Genomic DNA, 17,959 nt, shown 5'->3' with positions numbered 1-17,959 from the left:
TGACGCACATGGCCGGCGCAACGGCACGCCGCGGCAGCTGGCCCTTCACCCAACCTAATGGAGGCTCGCAATGAACATCGTTCGTTATCCACAGTGGCCCACCCACGCCCTGCAAAACGAGATCAAGCATGTGTTCGACCGTTTCTTCGAGCACAACGGCGACACCGACGAATCGGCGGTGGTGACCGCCCAGTGGGTGCCGCGCGTGGACATTAAGGAAGAGCCCAACCACTTCGTGTTGTACGCCGATCTGCCGGGCATCGACCCGAGCCAGATCGAGGTGCAGATGGACAAGGGCATCCTGTCGATCAAGGGCGAGCGCAACAGCGAGTCCAGCACCGAGACCGAGCGCTTCTCGCGCATCGAGCGCCGCTACGGCAGCTTCCACCGCCGCTTCGCGCTGCCCGACAGCGCCGACCCGGACGGCATCACCGCAGCCGGACACAATGGCGTGCTGGAAATCCGCATCCCCAAGCGCCCGGCGGCCACCCCGCGCCGTATCCAGGTCGGCAACGGCCAGGACGCCAACGGCGGCACGGTGCAGTAAGGCGACGAACCTGGAGCGAAGTCATCGGCTTCGCTCCCCGGCGGCAACCGCACCGTAGAATAGGTGCGGTTGCCCGCCCGGCTGCGATATGACTGGCTCGTGGCCTTGGCTGCGGGCCGTTTTTTTCCAGAGGTGATTAGATGGAATTCAAGGATTACTACGCAACGCTGGGCGTCGAGCCGAGCGCGGGCGATGCGGAGATCAAGACGGCCTACCGTCGACTCGCACGCAAGTACCACCCCGACGTCAGCAAGGAAGCCGGCGCGGAAGACAAGTTCAAGGCGATCAACGAAGCCTACGAGGCGCTGCGCGACCCGCAAAAGCGCAAGGCCTACGACCAGCTCAAGGCGCAGGGTTTCCGCCCGGGCGACGAGTTCCAGGCCCCGCCCAACTACAACGGCGGGCAGGGCTACGAGTACGAGGAAGTGTTCGGCAACGGCGGCGCCGGTGGCGGCTTCAGCGATTTCTTCGAAAGCTTGTTCGCCGGCCAGCGCGGCGGCCGTCCGCGTGGCCCGGGTGCCGGTCCTGGCGCAGGTCCCGGCTCGCAAACGCGTGGCGACACCCGCGCCAAGCTGGCGGTGCCGCTGGAAGCGGTGTATGCGGGCGACAGCGTGCGCATCACCATCAACGGCAAGCAGCTGGACGTGCGCGTGCCCAAGGGCGTCCAGCCCGGCCAGGTGATCCGCCTGAGCGGGCAGGGCAATGGTGGCGGCAATCTGCTGCTGGAGATCGAATACGCCGCGCACCCGCAGTTCGAGGTGGACGGGCGCAACATCCTGTACACCTTGCAGGTCACGCCCTGGCAGGCCGCGCTGGGCACCACCATCAGCGTGCCGACCCTGGGCGGGTCGGTGGAGTTGAAGGTGCCGGCCGAGTCGGACGCCGGTCGCAAGTTGCGCCTGCGTAGCCGCGGTTTGCCGGGCACCACCCCGGGCGACCAGATCGTGGAGCTGGAGATTCTTGCACCGGCGCCCACCGACGATGCGCAGAAGAAGGCGTACCGCAATCTGGCCAAGGCGTTCGGCGAGACGGTGTGAGCTGGACCAAACAGCGCAAGCGAGACCAAGCCCCTCCCCATCCGGCGCTACGCGCCACCTTCTCTCGATGGGAGAAGGGAATCAAAGCCCCTCTCCCTTCGGGGCGACAAGGCGCTGCTTGCGCGCCACTGGCGCGCGTGCCTTGGAGCGCCCGCGCTGCTAGCGCGGGCCGGGGCGCGGAGCGGGGGTTGGGATGAGGGTACGGCAAGAAAGCGAAGCATCAACTAACGACCATCTGCGAGGTTGTTGAATCCAACTGTGCCCTATCTGACGTAGTACGCCAGTAGCGGCCCGCGACGAAAAACAACGTGCCGCCAAATCGCACATCGCAACAGCCTAGCCAAGCATCCAGCGCCTGTCCTGGGCCCAGCTACCGTAAGCGCGGCCGGCGCACTACACTCGCCGCGCACACTAGGGGAAACACATGGCTCGCATTCTGATCGTCGACGACTCGCCGTCGCAGCTGCTGGGGATTCAGCGCATCGTCGAGAAGCTGGGGCACGAAACCATCACCGCCACCGATGGTGCTGCCGGTGTGGAAGCGGCTAAGTCCTCGCTGCCGGATCTGGTGTTGATGGATGTGGTCATGCCCAACCTCAATGGATTTCAGGCCACGCGCACGCTCAAGCGCGAACCGACCACCCAGCACATTCCGGTGATTCTGGTGACCACCAAGGACCAGGACACCGACCGCATGTGGGGCATGCGCCAAGGCGCCCGCGCCTACATCACCAAGCCGTTCTCCGAAGACGAACTGCTGGAAGTGATGGAGCGTGTGTTCAACCAGAAAGACGAACCGCCGACTGCGTAAGTGCGTTGGCGCGATGCGAGCGAAGTTGGCGTCTTCGTTTCGCGCGACCACAAGCTGCCGTGTCATCGCGGCAACCACGCGCCATCTGGCGTTGATGCCAAAGCCAGCTGTGCTGCTGGTGCCGTTCGGACATCGTGGCGGCGCGAAAGCTTGATCACCCTCTGCCAACTCCAGCGCGCACGCTCCGACGCTTGACCCCAAATCGCGCCGACACCGCGCCCCGAGCCGCCCGCCACCCCCGCCACCGGCTTAATTCACCCCACCGGCTAAACCGCCGATGCACCAATTGGGGCCTTTCAAAACGGTGGGTCTGCCCCATCTAGTAGAATCATCGAATCACACAACACGGCGGCACTGCGGGACTGGCCCGCGCAGCCCCTCGATCATGGAGCGTGCATGGCCTGGAACACACCCGGCAACAAGGGCGGAGACGGCCCGGATCCCAACCGTCGCAGGTCCTGGGGCCCGCGCGGTGGTGGCAACGGTGGTGGTTGGGGCAATCTGCCCGCCCCGTTGAAAGAGTTGTTCGATGGCGGCGTGTGGCGCTGGATCCTGGTCGCGGTGGTGCTGATGGTGCTGTTCTCCAGCTTCCAGCTCATCGGCGAGCAGCAGCGTGGCGTGGTGCTGCGCTTCGGCCAGTTCTCGCGCATCCTCCAGCCCGGCCCCAACTTCAAGCTGCCGTGGCCGGTCGAGTCGGTGCGCAAGGTCAACGCCACCGAGATCAAGACCTTCAGCAATCAGGTGCCGGTGCTGACGCGCGACGAGAACATCGTCAACGTCTCGCTCAACGTGCAGTACCAGATCAGCGACCCGCGCAAGTATCTGTTCGGTTCGCGCAACGCCGATCTGGTGCTGGAGCAGGCGGCGCAAAGTGCGGTGCGTGAGCAGGTCGGTCGTTCCGACCTCAATACCGTGCTCAACAACCGCGGCCCGCTGGCCATTGCGTCCAAGGACCGTCTGCAGGCGGCGCTGGATGCATACAACACCGGTCTGTCGGTGACCGGCGTGACCTTGCCCGACGCGCGCCCGCCGGAAGAAGTGAAGCCGGCCTTCGACGAGGTCAACGGTGCCCAGCAGGTGCGCGAGCGCCTGATCAACGAGGCCCAGGCCTACGCCGCCAAGGTGGTGCCTGAAGCCCGCGGCCAGGGTGCACGCACCCGCACCGGCGCCGAAGGCTACAAGCAGGCGACCGTCTCCAAGGCCGAGGGCGACGCCGACCGCTTCACCTTGTTGCAGGAGCAGTACGCCAACGCCCCAGAGGTCACGCGCAAGCGCCTGTGGCTGGAGACCGTGCAGAAGGTGCTCTCGGAGAACCGCAAGGTGATCGGCAGCGATGGCCGTCAGGTCATCTACGTGCCGCTGCCGGCCGACGTCAACAAGCCCGCCAACAACAGTGGCACTGCGGGTAGCGGCAGCATGCCGTCGATGGTGCCGCAGGATGTGCTGTTGAACCCGCCGCAAAGCAGCGGCAGCAGCGAGGGCATCCGCAATCCAGAGCGCGGCCCGCGCCCGACCGGCCGTGAGGGAACCGAACAATGAAAAATTCGCTAGTCATCGGCCTGATCGTCGCCGTGCTGCTGGCCCTGATGGGCTCGGTGTTCGTGGTACGCGAAGACCAGACCGCCATGGTGCTCAACCTGGGCCGCGTGGTGCGTGCCGACCTCAAGCCCGGCCTGCACTTCAAGTTACCGGTGGTGGAATCGGTGCGCGTGTTCGATCGCCGCTTCCAGGTGCTGGACACCGCCCCGGCGCGCTACTTCACCGCCGAGCAGAAAGACGTGAGCGTGGACTTCTTCGCCATCGGCTACATCTCCGATGTGCGGGCGTTCTACCGCGCCACCGGTGGTGAGGAGTCGGTGGCCAATTCGCGCCTGGCCCCGATCATCACCGACTCGCTGCGCAACCAGATCAACTCGCGCACTTTGCAGCAGCTGGTCTCCGGCGACCGCAGCGAATTGATCGCCAACCAGCTCAAGGGCATCAACGGCGCCATCAAGGGCTTGGGCATGCAGATCACCGACCTGCGCATCAAGCAGATCGACCTGCCGACCGACAGCCAGGTGATCACCGACGTCTACGAGCGCATGCGCGCCCAGCGCAAGCAGGAAGCCAGCAAGCTGCGCGCCGAAGGCGAAGAGCAGGCCCTGACCATCCGCGCCCAGGCCGACCGCGAGTCCACCGTGATCGTGGCCGACGCCGAGCGCGACGCTCAGAAGCTGCGCGGCGAAGGCGACGCCGACGCCGCCCGCATCTACGGCCAGGCCGGCTCCAAGGATCCGTCGTTCTACGCGTTCTACCGCAGCCTGGAGGCCTATCGCGGCTCCATGACCGACGGCAACGGCGTGGTGGTGCTGGACAAGAACGACCCGTTCCTGCAGTACCTCAAGAGCGATCGTTGATCGCTTTGCGTTAGAACAAAAACGCCCGCGCAATGCGGGCGTTTTTGTATGTGCCTCTTACTGTCGAGCATGCATGCGCGCGCCCCAACCGGAGGAGCGCACCCGGGCGCGACCGCCTTACCGGGAATGCTCGTCGCGCCCAGGTGCGCTCCTACGCTTGGCGCGTGTGGCTGGGGGCGGGGGCATGGCCTTGCGTGGACTGCGATGGTGATGGTCATGTCCGGGATCCGCAGATGCCTGGAGCGCCTCTCCCGTTTTGTCGGTCAGACTAGGCCCTGTAGGAGTGCACCCGGGCGCGACGAGCCTTAGCGGCGGCGGACCCTGCTGATTGCCTCTGACAGTCAGTCGCCACATAGATCCCCTAGCGCAGAACGCGGCAACCGCCGATATCCCGCGTTGTTCAAGGCCGTCAGCATCGCGCCATGGCCAACATCGACTCTCCAGGGCATCGCGCGCTGCGTCGCGGCAGGCATTCTTCACCCAACAGCGCCTACCTGCTGACCACCACGACATGGCAGCGCCGAGCGGTGTTCGCAGATTTTCTGCTTGCAGCCGCAGCCTGCCGGGCATTCACCGCAGCAACGCCCTCCGATGCCAGGCTGCTCGCCTGGGTATTGATGCCGGATCATGTCCATTGGCTGTTGCAACTTGGAAGCGCCACCTCATTGGCCGATGCCGTCTCACGTATGAAAGCGTGCGCAGCACGCGCAGTGAACGATCAGCGCCAGCATCACGCACCGGTCTGGAGCCGCAGCTACCACGACCACGCGTTGCGCACAGACGACGACCTGCACACAGCGGCGCGTTACCTCATCGCTAATCCACTGCGGGCCGGGCTGGTCACACGCGTAGGTGACTACCCGTTCTGGGACGCAATTTGGCTCTGAGACACCTCAGCGTAGGAGCGCACCCGGGCGCGATCGCTTTCCCGGTAATGCCTTTCGCGCCCAGGTGCGCTCCTACGACGTGCGGAGGCTTGTTGGATTGCCGAACCGGGCACACTGCATCTCCCACGTTGCGATGGTGTTGGTGATGCAAGAGTTTCTGTCCGCGTTATGCCTGATCGCCGTCATCGAAGGCCTGCTGCTGTTTGCCGTGCCCGCCGCCTGGAAGCGCATGGTCGAGCAACTGTTCAGCATCCCCACCGCCCAACTGCGCGCCATTGGCGGCGTCACCTTGGTGCTGGGCGCGATCGCGCTGTGGATCGTGCGCCACTGAGTAGGTGGTCCATTCCGACCGCAACGGGCAGCGTAGGAGCGCACCTGGGCGCGACTGCTTCACCGGTAATGCCTGTCGCGCCCGGGTGCGCTCCTACGACCCACGATGGGCGTTGGGATTGTCGCTACGTTGATATCCCAGGCTAGGGGCCGGCAGCGCTCGGAGCACCGCGCAGCCGACGGCCAGCCGCAATCTGACCCGTCCCCGATCCGCCGTTCGCCAAGGGGTAGTGCCTGCCACCCGAAACCCGGATAATGCACAAAAGCCGGCCGGGCACGCTCCAACCAGAGCACTCCGTTCGGCTTTTTCCGTGTCAGGGCTTTCGCGCCATTGCAACGCTCCCCGATGGAGCTGCGCGCCAGGTGTCGCCGCCAGCCGTGAACCGGTCCCATCCCGCGGCCCCGATGGCCGCAGCAAAACTCAGGAGTTCACCCGTCATGGGTCAGTCAGTTGTCGTGCTCGGTGCCCAGTGGGGCGATGAAGGCAAAGGCAAGATCGTCGATCTGCTCACCGAAGAGATCGGTGCGGTCGTCCGCTTCCAGGGCGGCCATAACGCCGGCCACACCCTGGTCATCAACGGCAAGAAGACCGTCTTGCATCTGATCCCCTCCGGCATCCTGCGCGACGACGCGCTGTGCCTGATCGGCAATGGCGTGGTGATCTCCCCGGCCGCGCTGATCAAGGAGATCGGCGAGCTGGAATCGGCCGGCGTGGAAGTGCGTTCGCGCCTGAAGATCTCCCCGGCCGCGCCGCTGATCATGCCGTATCACATCGCCCTGGATCAGGCCCGCGAGAAGGCCGCCGGCGGCAAGGCCATCGGCACCACCGGCCGCGGTATCGGCCCGGCGTACGAAGACAAGGTGGCCCGCCGCGGTATTCGCATTGCCGACCTGCATTACCCGCCGCAGCTGGAAGAACTGCTGCGCACCGCGCTGGATTACCACAACTTCGTGCTGACCAAGTACCTGGGCGTGGACGCGGTGGATTTCCAAAAGACCTTCGACGAGGCGCTTGCCTTCGGCGAGTACGTGCAGCCGATGAAGTCCGATGTGGCCGGCATCCTGCACGACCTGCGCAAGCAGGGGAAGCGCGTGCTGTTCGAAGGCGCGCAGGGCGCGTTGCTGGATATCGACCACGGCACCTACCCGTACGTCACCAGCTCCAACACCACCGTGGGCGGCGCACTGGCCGGCACCGGCGTGGGCGCTGACGCCATCGACTACGTGCTCGGCATCGCCAAGGCCTACGCCACGCGCGTGGGCGGCGGCCCGTTCCCCACCGAGCTGGACGACGAAGTGGGCCAGGGCATCCGCGACCGCGGTGCCGAATACGGCGCCTCCACCGGCCGCCCGCGTCGTTGCGGCTGGATGGACATCGTTGCGCTCAAGCGGGCGGTGGCCATCAACGGCATCTCCGGCCTGTGCATCACCAAGCTCGACGTGCTCGACGGCATGGAAAAGCTCAAGGTCTGCATTGCCTACGAATACCGCGGCAAGCGCACCGAATACGCACCGCTGGACGCGCAGGGTTGGGAAGAATGCACCCCCGTGTACCTGGAGTTCCCGGGCTGGACAGAGAACACCCACGGCATCACCGAGTGGGACAAGCTGCCCGTGGCCGCCCGCGCCTACCTGCGCGCGCTGGAAGAACTGGCCGGCTGCCCGATCAGCATCGTCTCCACCGGCCCGGATCGTGACCACACGATGGTGCTGCAGGATCCGTTCGCCTGATCGGCTGACGCCAATCGCAGCATCGTCCAACGGCCCGGCTTGTCCGGGCCGTTGGCGTTTGAGGATTACTGAGATTTGGCATGACTTTTGGCGATGCCTGCGTGCACTGTTCCGGCGGATCATCCGCGGCCTGGCGCCCTTGCGTGCCTACTTCGCCCCCATCGAGAATTTCCCATGCGTCTTCCCCTGGTGACCGCCATCGCACTGGCCCTGGTTGGTACAAGTCCGGCTGTCTCCGTCTTCGCAGCTGCGCCCGTGCCGACGAGCGCCGATGCCTCGTCCATCACCACCCAGTTGCCGCGCACGGCCAAGCCCACGCATTACGCAGTGGAGATCACTCCGCACGCCGACAAGATGACGTTCGACGGCAAGGTCGCCATCGACATCAGCGTGCTGCAGCCCACCGACCGCATCGTGTTGCAGGCGGCCAACTTGAGCTTCGCGCGCGGCACGCTCATGCAAAAAGGCGGCAAGCCGCAAACGGCCAAGGTCAGCACCGATGCCGATGCGCAGACTGCCACGTTCGCGTTCGGCAAGCCGCTGGCAGTGGGCGAGTACGTGCTGTCCATCGACTACAGCGGCGTGATCAACACGCAGGCCAACGGCTTGTTCGCGCTGGATTACACCACCGCGCAAGGTGCGCGCCGCGCGTTGTTCACCCAGTTCGAAAACTCCGATGCGCGCCGCTTCATTCCTTCCTGGGACGAGCCCAACTTCAAGGCCACCTTCGACCTGGCGATCAATGCGCCGGCCGGGCAGATGGCGGTGAGCAACATGCCCGTTGCCTCGTCCCGGCCGGGCGCGAACGGGCGCACCCGCATTGCGTTCCAGACCTCGCCCAAGATGTCCACATACCTGCTGTTCGTCAGCGTGGGCGATTTCGAACGCTCCACCGTCACCGCCGACAACGATACCGAGATCGGTGTCATCGCGCAGAAGGGCAAGGTGGACCAGGCGCAATTCGCACTGGAATCCGGCCGCGATGTCTTGCACGAGTACAACGACTACTTCGGCGTCCCGTACCCGCTGCCCAAGCTGGACAACATCGCCGCACCCGGACGCAGCCAGTTCTTCAGCGCCATGGAAAATTGGGGTGCGATTTTTACCTTCGAATACTCGTTGTTGCTGGATCCGGCGGTGTCCAACATCACCGACAAGCAGGGCGTCTTCACCATCGCTGCCCACGAAATCGCGCACCAGTGGTTCGGCAATCTGGTGACCATGGCGTGGTGGGACGACCTGTGGCTCAACGAAGGCTTCGCCAACTGGATGGAAGCGCGCACCACGGCAAAACTGCATCCGGAATGGGATATCGACAAGACCGGCCCGGCCCAGAAGAGCCGCGCGGCGATGCTGCGCGATGCGTATGCGACCACCCACCCGGTGGTGCAGCACGTGGCCACTGTGGAGCAGGCCAGCCAGGCCTTCGACGCCATCACCTACGAGAAGGGCGAGGCGGTGATTGCCATGCTGGAAGACTACGTCGGCTCGGATCGCTGGCGTGCCGGCGTGCGTAGCTACATCAAGCAGCACCAGTACGGCAACGCGGTGACCGACCAGTTGTGGCAGCAGATCGACGCAGTGGCCCCGGGCAAGCAATTCACCCAGGTGGCGCACGACTTCACCCTGCAGCCCGGCGTGCCGTTGATCAAGGCCGGCAGCCGCTGCGTCGGCGGCCAGGCCACGGTGATGCTGGAGCAGGGCGAGTTCACGCTGGACCGCCCCGACAAGCAGCCGTTGCGCTGGCATGTGCCGGTCGTCCTGCGCAGCGGCGATAACACGCCGGTGCGCGTGCTGGTGGACGGCACTGCCCAGGTGCAGGTGCCGGGCTGCGACGCACCGGTGGTGGTCAATGCCGGGCAAAAGGGCTACTTCCGCACCTTGTATGCGCCCGCACAGTTCAAGGCGCTAACCAGCAGGTTTGGCGCGCTGCCGGTAGTGGACCAGTTGGGCGTGTTGAACGACACCAACGCGCTGGCCGGCGCGGGCGTACAGGCAGAGGCCGACGTGCTGAACCTCACCGCCCAGGTGGCGGTCGGCGCATCGCCCGATGTCTGGGACATGGTCGCCAGCATCTACGATGGCGTGGATGGCAGCTTCGAGCGCGACCCGGTTTCGCGCGCCGCGTGGCGTGCCTATGCCGTGCCGCGCCTGTCGGCCGAATTCGCAACGCTGGGCTGGGACAACCGCGAGGGCGACTCGGCGCAGATCCAGCAGCTGCGTACACGCCTGATCGCCAGCCTCAGCGACATGGGAGATGCCGCAGTGATCGCAGAGGCGCGCCGGCGCTTTGCCGCCTTCCAGGCCAATCCCGCATCGCTTTCGCCGGAGCTGCGCGACAGCGTGCTGGGTGCGGTTGCGCGCAATGCCGACACCGCCACCTGGGACGCCTTGCATGCCTTGGCCAGGCAGGAAACCTCGTCGATGGTGCGCGACACCTATTACGATTTCCTCTCTATGCCCAACGACGAGGCGCTGGCCAAGCGCGCGCTGGCACTGGCGTTGACACCGGAACCGGGCGCCACGACCGGTGCGAGCATGATCGACCGGGTCGCCTCCCAGCATCCGGAGCTTGCCTTCGATTTCGCCGTGGCGCATCGCACGCAGGTGGACACCCTGGTGGACTCCACCTCGCGTGCCCGCTACTACCCCGGCCTGGGCATGGACTCGGCAGAGCTTGCCACCGCCGACCGGATCAAGGCCTATGCCGACCAGTACATCGCGCCGACCTCGCGGCAGGCCGCAGACAACGCCATCAACACGATCCAGACGCGGGTAAAGCTGCGGGCGGCGTCATTGCCGCAGATCAAGGCGTGGTTGAAACAGCGCAAACGCTGAGCGTTGCAGTCATCGCAGCACAGGAAACAGCCCGGCCTTGCCGGGCTTTTCCTTGCCGGGCCGGCAGTCACCGGGAGGTGGGGAGCGAGGCGTGCTTGCAAAAGCAGAAGGGGGTGAGGAGACCCTGACTCGCACGCCTGGTTGCAGTGCTTTATGTGATCCACGCTGTCAGTGCAGTGCCCCGGTCCGCCCTGGGGGAGGCGCGTAGGCACCCCCCCCGGACGCGGTCGCTTTCGAGCGGGCCGGCAACCGGCATGCGGTGTAGATGCAAGGTGTTGTGACACAGCTGTGCTACATTCGCGCGTACGAAATGCACAAGCTCGAGGATTTCATGAGCACCACAACCATCCGTCTTCCAGACGAACTCAAGATGCGCGTTGCTGCAGCAGCGAAGCGGGGCGGCACGACGGCACATAGTTTCATCCTGGAAGCGATCGCCGAAAAGGCGGAATCGGTCGAGCGTCGTGCCGATTTCGATGCGGTTGCCGAGCAGCGTTATGCCGGCATTGTCGCGTCCGGGAAAACCATCGCCTGGGACGACATGCGTGGCTATCTGGAAAAGCGCATGGCCGGCGAGCCGGCAAAGCGTCCCACGGCCCGCAAACTAGCCCGGTAGCATGGCGCGTATCGAACTGGCACCGGAGGTTGCACAGGATCTTGAGCGGATCTTCGACCACCTCCAGCGCCATGAGGCCGCACATGTCGCAGCACGCCTGCACGAGATCATTGCGGCAATCGATGTGCTGGAAACCAATCCGCTGATCGGCCGGCCGGCTGGCGGCGACAAGCGCGAACTGGTGATCGGTCGCGGCGCGCACGGCTATCTGGCGCTGTACTGCCATGTCGCGCAGATCGACACGGTGTTTGTGCTGGCCGTTCGCTCGCAACGTGAGGCGGGCTTTGCGGGGCCGTGATGTCCGCAGTTCCCTCATCGCCGTAGCCAATGCAGACGCCGCCGCGTCATGCTCCAAACGCACCATCGATCGTATGCATCGCGCCGGTGACAAAGCTCGCTTCCGGGCCAGCCAGCCAGGCCACCATGCCGGCCACTTCGTCGGCGCGGCCGTGGCGTTTGATCGCCATGAAGCTGTGCATCAGCTCTTTCATCGGCCCGTTTTCCGGGTTGGCGTCGGTATCGATCGGGCCCGGTTGCACCACGTTGATGGTGATGCCACGCGGCCCGAAGTCGCGGGCCAGCCCGCGTGCCAGCCCTTGCAGCGCGGATTTGCTCAGCGCATACGAGGCCATACCGGGCAGCGGCATGCGGTCGCCGTTGACCGAGCCGATCACGATGATCCGCCCCCCGGGCGGCATCTGCCGCGCGGCCTCCACGGCGGCGTGGTAGGGCGCGTGCACGTTGATGCGGAACAGCCGGTCCACCGCGTCCGGATCCTGGTCCAGCGCATCGCCGAACAAGGCGATGCCGGAGTTGACCACCAGCACATCCAGCGGCCCGCAGCGGCGCACCGTGGCGATGACCGCATCGCGGTCGGCGCTGTCGGCCAGCACCGCGGTGCTGCCGGTGTCACCGGCCAGGCGCTGCGCCGCCTCGGCAGAACCGGCATAGGTAAACGTCACCCGCGCGCCCTCGGCCACGAAGCGCCGCACGATGGCGGCCCCAATCCCCCGGCTGCCACCAAGCACCAACACCGACTTGTCTTTGAACGCTGACATGCACCCACCTCGCAATTAATGTAGCGAGTAATACATAATAGATTTCGTCTGCCGTCAAGGATTTTGTAACAATGACTACAGAAACCTCCCGGGCCCGCGGGCGGCCGCGTGCGTTCGACCCGGATCAAGCGGTCGCCACCGCGCAGCAGCTGTTCCATGCGCGCGGCTACGACGCACTGAGCGTGGCCGACCTTACCCAGGCGCTGGGCATCAACCCGCCGAGTTTCTATGCCGCCTTCGGCAGCAAGGCCGGCCTGTATGCGCGCATCCTCGACCGCTACGCGCAGACCGGTGCCATCCCGCTGCCGCAGATTCTGGACGCCAACCGCCCGCTAGCCGACGCCCTGGCCGACGTACTGGAGCAGGCCGCCCGCTGCTACGCCGCAGACCCCGCCGCCACCGGTTGCCTGGTGCTGGAAGGCACGCGCAGCAACGACGCGCAGGCGCGCGAAGCGGCCTGCGGCTTTCATGTCGCGGCCCAGGAGCTGATTCGCTCCCACATCGCCAAGCAGTGCCCGCACGACGCAGACCGGCTGGCGGATTTCGTCAGCACCACCATGGCCGGGCTGTCCGCCAGCGCCCGGCATGGGCAGAGCCTGGAGCGACTGTTGGCGAGTGCGCGGCTGGCGGGGGAGGCGCTTCGGTTGGCGCTGCGGGGAATTGGGTGAGCGTGTCTGGCTTCTGCCGTTGAGCGGCAGACCTCATTTAGGTCAGAGCGTGCAGCAAAGACTGTTTGCAAAAACAGCTTGTTCGCCGGATATTCCATATTCCGGAATATGGAATAAGGCTGGCTTGGCTGTGGAACTGAAGCCCCAGGATCTGGTGGTGCTGTACAAGCAGGTCGCCCAACCGGGCCAGGCCTGGACCTATGCCTCCCTTGGAGAAGCGCTGGGCATGAGCGCCTCTCAGGTGCATCGCAGCGTCAAGCGCGCGGTGGCATCTGGCTTGGCGCTGGAAAAAAGTCGCGGCGAGTGGGAGACGGTGCGCACGGCGCTGCACGAGTTTGCGGTCCACGGCGTGCGTTACGCCTTTCCTGCCGTCATCGGGCCGCTAAGGCGTGGCATTCCTACGGCCTTCGGCGTGCCCCCACTGTCCATTGCCATTTCCAGCTCCCCAGGGGATGCACCGGTGTGGCCAAGCGCGCAGGGCACGGCCAAAGGCCCCAGCTTGTCGCCGTTGTCGACCGGTGTGCCCAACGCTGCGATGGCCGACCCTGCCTTGTATGAGCTGCTGGCGCTGCAAGACGCCCTGCGCAGCGGGCGCGCCCGCGAGCGCACGCTGGCAGCGCGCTATCTCAAGCAGTTACTGGGGCTTAGCGATGCGCTCTGACGATCCTAATTTGCCGCATCTGCTTGTGATTGCGGATGCACTAGGCGAGCTTTGCGAACACATAGTCTTCCTTGGCGGCGCAGTCGTTGGCCTGCTGGTGTCGGATCCATTGGCGGAAAGCGTCCGCGCCACCTATGACGTCGATGCGGTGGTCAACCTTGATTGGTCCCGATTCCGCGGTATCGAGGCGCGTGTGGAGTCGCAGGGCTTTGCGCGCGAGATGCAGCCGAACCGGAGCGCGCAAGCGTTGTGCTTCAGCGTCTACGTGCCATTGCATCAGCGTAGCTGCGGCATTGTCGGCTTAGGTCTGCAAAGAAAACCTTGAAGCACCGGCGCTCGCTTGCGATGATGCGTTGCAATTGCAACGCACTGGGTATGCCATGAAATCCGCATCTCTTCCATCGCTCCGGGTAGACCCGGCGCTGCGCGAAGCGGCTGAAGCCGTGTTGCAGGAGGGTGAGACGCTTTCCAGCTTTGTCGAGCACTCAGTGCGCGCCCAGGTGCAGCAGCGGCAGCAGCAGGAAGCCTTCATTGCCCGTGGGCTGGCCTCGCGTGACAGCGCCAAGGCGTCTGGCCAGTATATCGACGCGAAGGATGTGCTGACCGGGCTGCAGTCTCAACTGGATAAGGCGCGCAAGGGCTAAGCCAACGTGGGATTTTCTGTCCGTTTCACTCAGCAAGCGCGCGACGATCTCGCGCATCTTTACGACTGGCTGCTACAGCGTGCCGAAGGCGACTTCACCGTGGCCGAGCGCGCGCTGCTGGCCATCCGCGACGGCATTATCGTGCTTGAACTGGCCCCGTTGAGCTGCCGCAAGGCGGGGGTGGCAGACCCGTTCTTGCGGGAGCTGGTGATCGGTTTCGGTGCCAGCGGCTACGTGCTGCTGTTTGAGATTGAAAGCGATCAGGTCGTCACCGTTTTGGCAGTCAGGCATCAGCGTGAAGACGACTATCATTAAGCACGGCGTTAGCGCCAACGCCGCGCCACAGGGGAAGTAGATGGCCAATATCAGCAGGCGCCGCACGGGGGAACTAACCCGAGCGCTGTTCCATATCCTCAAGACCCAACCGGAAGGCATGCGCGCCGCAGACGCGCTGGCCGCGCTGGAAAAGCAGGTCGTGCTTACCGAGCACGAAGCGGGCGACTACGAAACCGGCGGCCGTCGCTTCGAGAAGATCGTGCGCTTCAGCACCGTGGCGCCGGTCAAGGCCGGCTGGCTGGTCAAGGACAAAGGCATCTGGACCCTCACGCCAGAGGGCGAAGCGGCGCTGCACGCCTACCCGGATCCGGAGCAGTTCATCCGTGCGGTCGGCCAGCTCTACAAGAAGTGGAAGAGCGCCCAGCCCGTCGCCAACGAGGTCGACGATCCCGAAGGCGAGCTCACCGAGGAATCGGCCAGCATCACGCTGGAAGAAGCCGAAGAAATGGCATGGGCCGAGATCGAGGCTTACCTCGCCGCGATGCCGCCGTATGACTTCCAAGAGCTCGTGGCGTCGCTGCTGCGGGCGATGGGGTATCACGTTGCATGGATCGCACCGCCCGGCAAGGACGGTGGCACCGACATCATTGCCTACAACGATCCGCTCGGCACCCGCCCGCCACGCATCAAGGTGCAGGTCAAGCGTAATGCCAACTCGCCGCGGATCGATGTCACCGGCCTGCGCAGCTTTATGGCCGTTCTGGGGGATGGCGACGTCGGCTTGTTCGTCGCTTTGTCTGGCTTCACTAAGGACGCCGACTACGAAGCGCGCCAGTCGCACCGTCGCATCAACTTGATCGACGCTCGAAAATTGGTGGAGCTATGGACGACGCATTACGCGCAGCTCAGCGACGCTGCTCGCACACAACTGCCTCTGAAGCCCGTTTGGTTCCTTGCTTCCGACAGCTAAGGAGAGCTAAGCAATGAATGCCCTTGCGCTAAGCGAGCGAGATATCTGCACAAAACGCATTGTTCCTGCTTTGCTACATGCAGGCTGGGAGCAGGGGCAGTTCCGTGAGGAGGTGAATCTCACTGATGGTCGGGTGATGGTGCGCGGCAAGCTCGCGTCTCGTATCAAAAACCCTGACGTAAAAGGTGGTCCAAAGCGTGCTGACTTCGTGCTCTACGCTCGCCCCAATGTGCCGATTGCTGTTATAGAAGCAAAGCAGGCCAAATTCTCAGTCGGCCACGGGATGCAACAAGCTTTGGCCTATGCTGAGATGCTAGATGCGCCTTTTGCCATCAGCAGCAACGGAGACGGTTTCCTGCTTCATGACCGCACTGGCCTGACGCAGCCCGCCGAACGGGGGCTGTCCCTCACCGAGCTGCCATCCTTGAATGAGCTGTGGCCGCTCTACCAGCAGTGGAAGTGCTTGGTCGAAGCGCCTGCCGTCAAACTCATCGAGCAGCCGTTCTACGCGGACGGTAGAGGAAAGGAGCCGCGCTACTACCAGCGTGTCGCCGTCAATCGTGCCATCGAAGCCATTGCAAAAGGTCAGCAGCGTGTGCTGCTAGTCATGGCGACTGGTACCGGAAAGACCTACACCGCCTTTCAGATCATTTGGCGCTTATGGAAAGCCAAGGCCAAGAAGCGGATTTTGTTCCTGGCCGACCGCAACATCCTTGTTGATCAGACCATGCAGCAAGACTTCGCACCCTTCGGCGAAGTGATGCATAAGATCGCAAATCGCGAAGTAAAGAAGAACTACGAAATCTATCTGGCGCTTTATCAAGCCGTCACAGGTCGAGAGGAGTGGAAGCAGATCTATCGCCAGTTCCCATCCGATTTCTTCGATCTGGTGGTCATCGATGAATGTCACCGTGGCAGCGCCGCCGATGACTCCGCATGGCGTGACGTGCTCGATTATTTCAGCGGTGCCACCCACTTGGGTCTGACGGCAACGCCTAGGGAAACCAAAGAGGCGAGCAATAGCACCTACTTCGGTGAGCAGGTCTATACGTATTCGCTCAAACAGGGCATCGAAGATGGATTTCTTGCGCCTTACAAGGTGATTCGTATTGCCACCGATGTTGATGCTGTCGGCTACACACCGGAGAAGGGAAAAGTCGACAAGCTAGGCCAGGCGGTGGAACAACGCCAGTACAACACCAAAGATTTCGATCGCAACCTAGTGCTCGAGAGGCGTACTCGTTTGGTAGCCAGCAAGGTCTGGGAGTACCTCAAGGCCACCGACCCAATGGCCAAGACCATCGTGTTCTGTGAGGATCAGGATCATGCTGAGCGGATGCGGCAAGAGCTGGTCAAGCTCATCCCTGCGGCTGCAAGCAACCGACGCTACGTCATGCGCATCACAGGCGACGATAACGAAGGCAAGGCACAGCTCTCCTACTTCATCGATAACGACGAACCTTTCCCGGTCATCGCCACTACTTCCAAGCTTTTGACCACCGGGGTAGATGCCAAGACCTGCAAGCTCATCGTGTTGGACCAGAACATCAACTCGATGACTGAGTTCAAGCAGATCATCGGCCGTGGAACCCGCTTGCGTGAGGACTATCAGAAGCTATATTTCACCATCATGGATTTCAAAGGCGCCACGCGTCTTTTCGCCGACCCCAAGTTTGATGGCGAACCCGTGGTGATCTATGAACCAAAGCCTGACGAGTCCGTTGTTCCGCCCGATATCGCGCCGCCTAACGCTGCCGACGCTTCAGCTGTTGGCGAGCCCGAGCCGCCACCGTATGGTGCAGGTGCGACGGATGGCGATATCCCTGGTAGCGATACGAGCGGCAGCAGTGGTCAAGGTCGCGCCAAGTATGTGATTGACGATGTAGACGTGCGTGTGGCCGTCGAGCGCTCGCAGTATCTCGATGCTGACGGCAAGCTCATTACCGAGGATTACCGCGTTCTGTTGAGAGATGACATCAAGAAGGCCCTTCAGACTGAGTTTGGTACGATTACGGATTTCCTGCGTCGCTGGAATCGCGCCGAGCGCAAGCAGGCCGTTCTGGAAGAGCTTGTCGATCACGGCATACCACTTGCGGTCCTGCAACAGGCGGTGCCCAACGGTACCGAGCTGGATGTATTCGATCTGGTCGCCCACGTGGCTTTCGATCAGACGCCCCTTACCCGCCGAGAGCGGGCCAACAACGTCAAGAAGCGCGATGTGTTCGGCAAGTACGGCGATCAAGCTCGTGCAGTCCTCGAAGCCTTGCTCGAGAAATTTGCTGATCATGGTGTGCAGAACATCGAGGATGCCAAAGTGTTGGAATTACCGCCGTTCGATCAATTTGGAAGCAAAACCCAGATCCGGCGCGGAATTTTTGGAGGCGTCGAGCAATACGCTCAAGCTGTCCATGAGCTGGAACAAGCAATTTACGATCAGAACGAATTGAAGCAGGCCTGATTGTTTGTCAGGCCTAAAAGAGTGAGAG

At 63.7% G+C, this 17,959-nt stretch carries 18 protein-coding genes and 1 pseudogene; 18 read left to right on the top strand and 1 reads right to left on the bottom strand.

Going from position 1 to position 17,959, the window contains the following annotated elements:
- Positions 1-70: 70 nt before the first annotated feature.
- From AC1PLU_RS16775 to AC1PLU_RS16725, 11 genes are all read left to right on the top strand, one after another.
- Positions 71-547, top strand: coding sequence for an Hsp20/alpha crystallin family protein (locus tag AC1PLU_RS16775; RefSeq protein WP_095574891.1), 477 nt, complete (start codon positions 71-73; stop codon positions 545-547).
- Positions 548-687: 140 nt separating this feature from the next.
- A complete protein-coding gene (locus AC1PLU_RS16770) occupies positions 688-1,584 on the top strand; it encodes a DnaJ C-terminal domain-containing protein (protein WP_481106810.1) in 897 nt (298 codons plus the stop codon).
- Between the two features lie 424 nt (positions 1,585-2,008).
- Complete coding sequence (pilH, locus tag AC1PLU_RS16765; protein ID WP_023902978.1) at positions 2,009-2,395, top strand: twitching motility response regulator PilH; 387 nt, start codon at positions 2,009-2,011, stop codon at positions 2,393-2,395.
- Positions 2,396-2,791: 396 nt separating this feature from the next.
- Complete coding sequence (gene hflK, locus AC1PLU_RS16760; protein ID WP_481106809.1) at positions 2,792-3,934, top strand: FtsH protease activity modulator HflK; 1,143 nt, start codon at positions 2,792-2,794, stop codon at positions 3,932-3,934.
- On the top strand, positions 3,931-4,794 hold the full coding sequence (gene hflC / locus AC1PLU_RS16755; RefSeq protein ID WP_023902980.1) for a protease modulator HflC: 864 nt from the start codon (positions 3,931-3,933) through the stop codon (positions 4,792-4,794). Before hflK ends, hflC begins: the two co-directional genes overlap by 4 nt.
- 422 nt (positions 4,795-5,216) lie before the next feature.
- On the top strand, positions 5,217-5,681 hold the full coding sequence (locus AC1PLU_RS16750; RefSeq protein ID WP_115039971.1) for an REP-associated tyrosine transposase: 465 nt from the start codon (positions 5,217-5,219) through the stop codon (positions 5,679-5,681).
- Positions 5,682-5,826: 145 nt separating this feature from the next.
- Positions 5,827-6,012, top strand: coding sequence for a DUF2065 family protein (locus AC1PLU_RS16745; protein ID WP_238601828.1), 186 nt, complete (start codon positions 5,827-5,829; stop codon positions 6,010-6,012).
- A 437-nt stretch (positions 6,013-6,449) separates the two neighbouring features.
- Positions 6,450-7,742 (top strand): adenylosuccinate synthase, encoded by a 1,293-nt coding sequence (locus AC1PLU_RS16740; protein WP_481106808.1) that lies wholly within the window; start codon positions 6,450-6,452, stop codon positions 7,740-7,742.
- A 174-nt stretch (positions 7,743-7,916) separates the two neighbouring features.
- The gene (locus AC1PLU_RS16735; protein WP_481106807.1) at positions 7,917-10,580 is read left to right on the top strand and encodes a M1 family metallopeptidase; all 2,664 of its coding nucleotides are present in this window, start codon (positions 7,917-7,919) and stop codon (positions 10,578-10,580) included.
- 331 nt (positions 10,581-10,911) lie between these two features.
- Positions 10,912-11,196: a CopG family transcriptional regulator gene (locus AC1PLU_RS16730; RefSeq protein ID WP_104627855.1), complete on the top strand. Its 285-nt coding sequence runs from the start codon at positions 10,912-10,914 to the stop codon at positions 11,194-11,196.
- A gap of 1 nt (position 11,197) precedes the next feature.
- Entirely contained in the window at positions 11,198-11,494 is a 297-nt protein-coding gene (locus AC1PLU_RS16725; protein ID WP_168959491.1) for a type II toxin-antitoxin system RelE/ParE family toxin, read from the top strand.
- Between the two features lie 46 nt (positions 11,495-11,540).
- Here AC1PLU_RS16725 and bdcA read toward each other — a convergent pair whose 3' ends face one another.
- Entirely contained in the window at positions 11,541-12,254 is a 714-nt protein-coding gene (gene bdcA / locus AC1PLU_RS16720) for an SDR family oxidoreductase (RefSeq protein ID WP_481106806.1), read from the bottom strand.
- 71 nt (positions 12,255-12,325) lie between these two features.
- Between bdcA and AC1PLU_RS16715 the strand changes: the two genes are divergently transcribed.
- From AC1PLU_RS16715 to hsdR, 7 genes and pseudogenes are all read left to right on the top strand, one after another.
- Positions 12,326-12,922: a TetR/AcrR family transcriptional regulator gene (locus AC1PLU_RS16715; protein WP_481106805.1), complete on the top strand. Its 597-nt coding sequence runs from the start codon at positions 12,326-12,328 to the stop codon at positions 12,920-12,922.
- A gap of 130 nt (positions 12,923-13,052) precedes the next feature.
- Positions 13,053-13,583 carry a MarR family transcriptional regulator gene (locus AC1PLU_RS16710; RefSeq protein WP_481106804.1) on the top strand — a complete coding sequence of 177 codons (531 nt, stop codon included), beginning with the start codon at positions 13,053-13,055 and terminating at the stop codon, positions 13,581-13,583.
- Positions 13,573-13,809 (top strand): annotated as a pseudogene (locus AC1PLU_RS16705) (hypothetical protein); the annotation flags it as partial. The gene AC1PLU_RS16710 and the pseudogene AC1PLU_RS16705, both read left to right, overlap by 11 nt.
- Positions 13,810-13,963: 154 nt before the next feature.
- Positions 13,964-14,227 (top strand): YlcI/YnfO family protein, encoded by a 264-nt coding sequence (locus AC1PLU_RS16700; RefSeq protein WP_481106803.1) that lies wholly within the window; start codon positions 13,964-13,966, stop codon positions 14,225-14,227.
- Between the two features lie 6 nt (positions 14,228-14,233).
- Positions 14,234-14,542, top strand: coding sequence for a type II toxin-antitoxin system RelE/ParE family toxin (locus tag AC1PLU_RS16695; protein ID WP_481106802.1), 309 nt, complete (start codon positions 14,234-14,236; stop codon positions 14,540-14,542).
- A gap of 40 nt (positions 14,543-14,582) precedes the next feature.
- Positions 14,583-15,473, top strand: a complete 891-nt coding sequence (locus AC1PLU_RS16690) for a restriction endonuclease (protein WP_481106801.1) — start codon at positions 14,583-14,585, stop codon at positions 15,471-15,473.
- A 13-nt stretch (positions 15,474-15,486) separates the two neighbouring features.
- The gene (gene hsdR / locus AC1PLU_RS16685) at positions 15,487-17,931 is read left to right on the top strand and encodes an EcoAI/FtnUII family type I restriction enzme subunit R (RefSeq protein ID WP_481106800.1); all 2,445 of its coding nucleotides are present in this window, start codon (positions 15,487-15,489) and stop codon (positions 17,929-17,931) included.
- Positions 17,932-17,959: the final 28 nt, after the last annotated feature.

Source organism: Xanthomonas sp. NCPPB 2933, from assembly GCF_056725225.1.
Note: the sequence above shows the minus strand (reverse complement) of the source record. Positions and strands in the feature narration are given on the sequence as shown.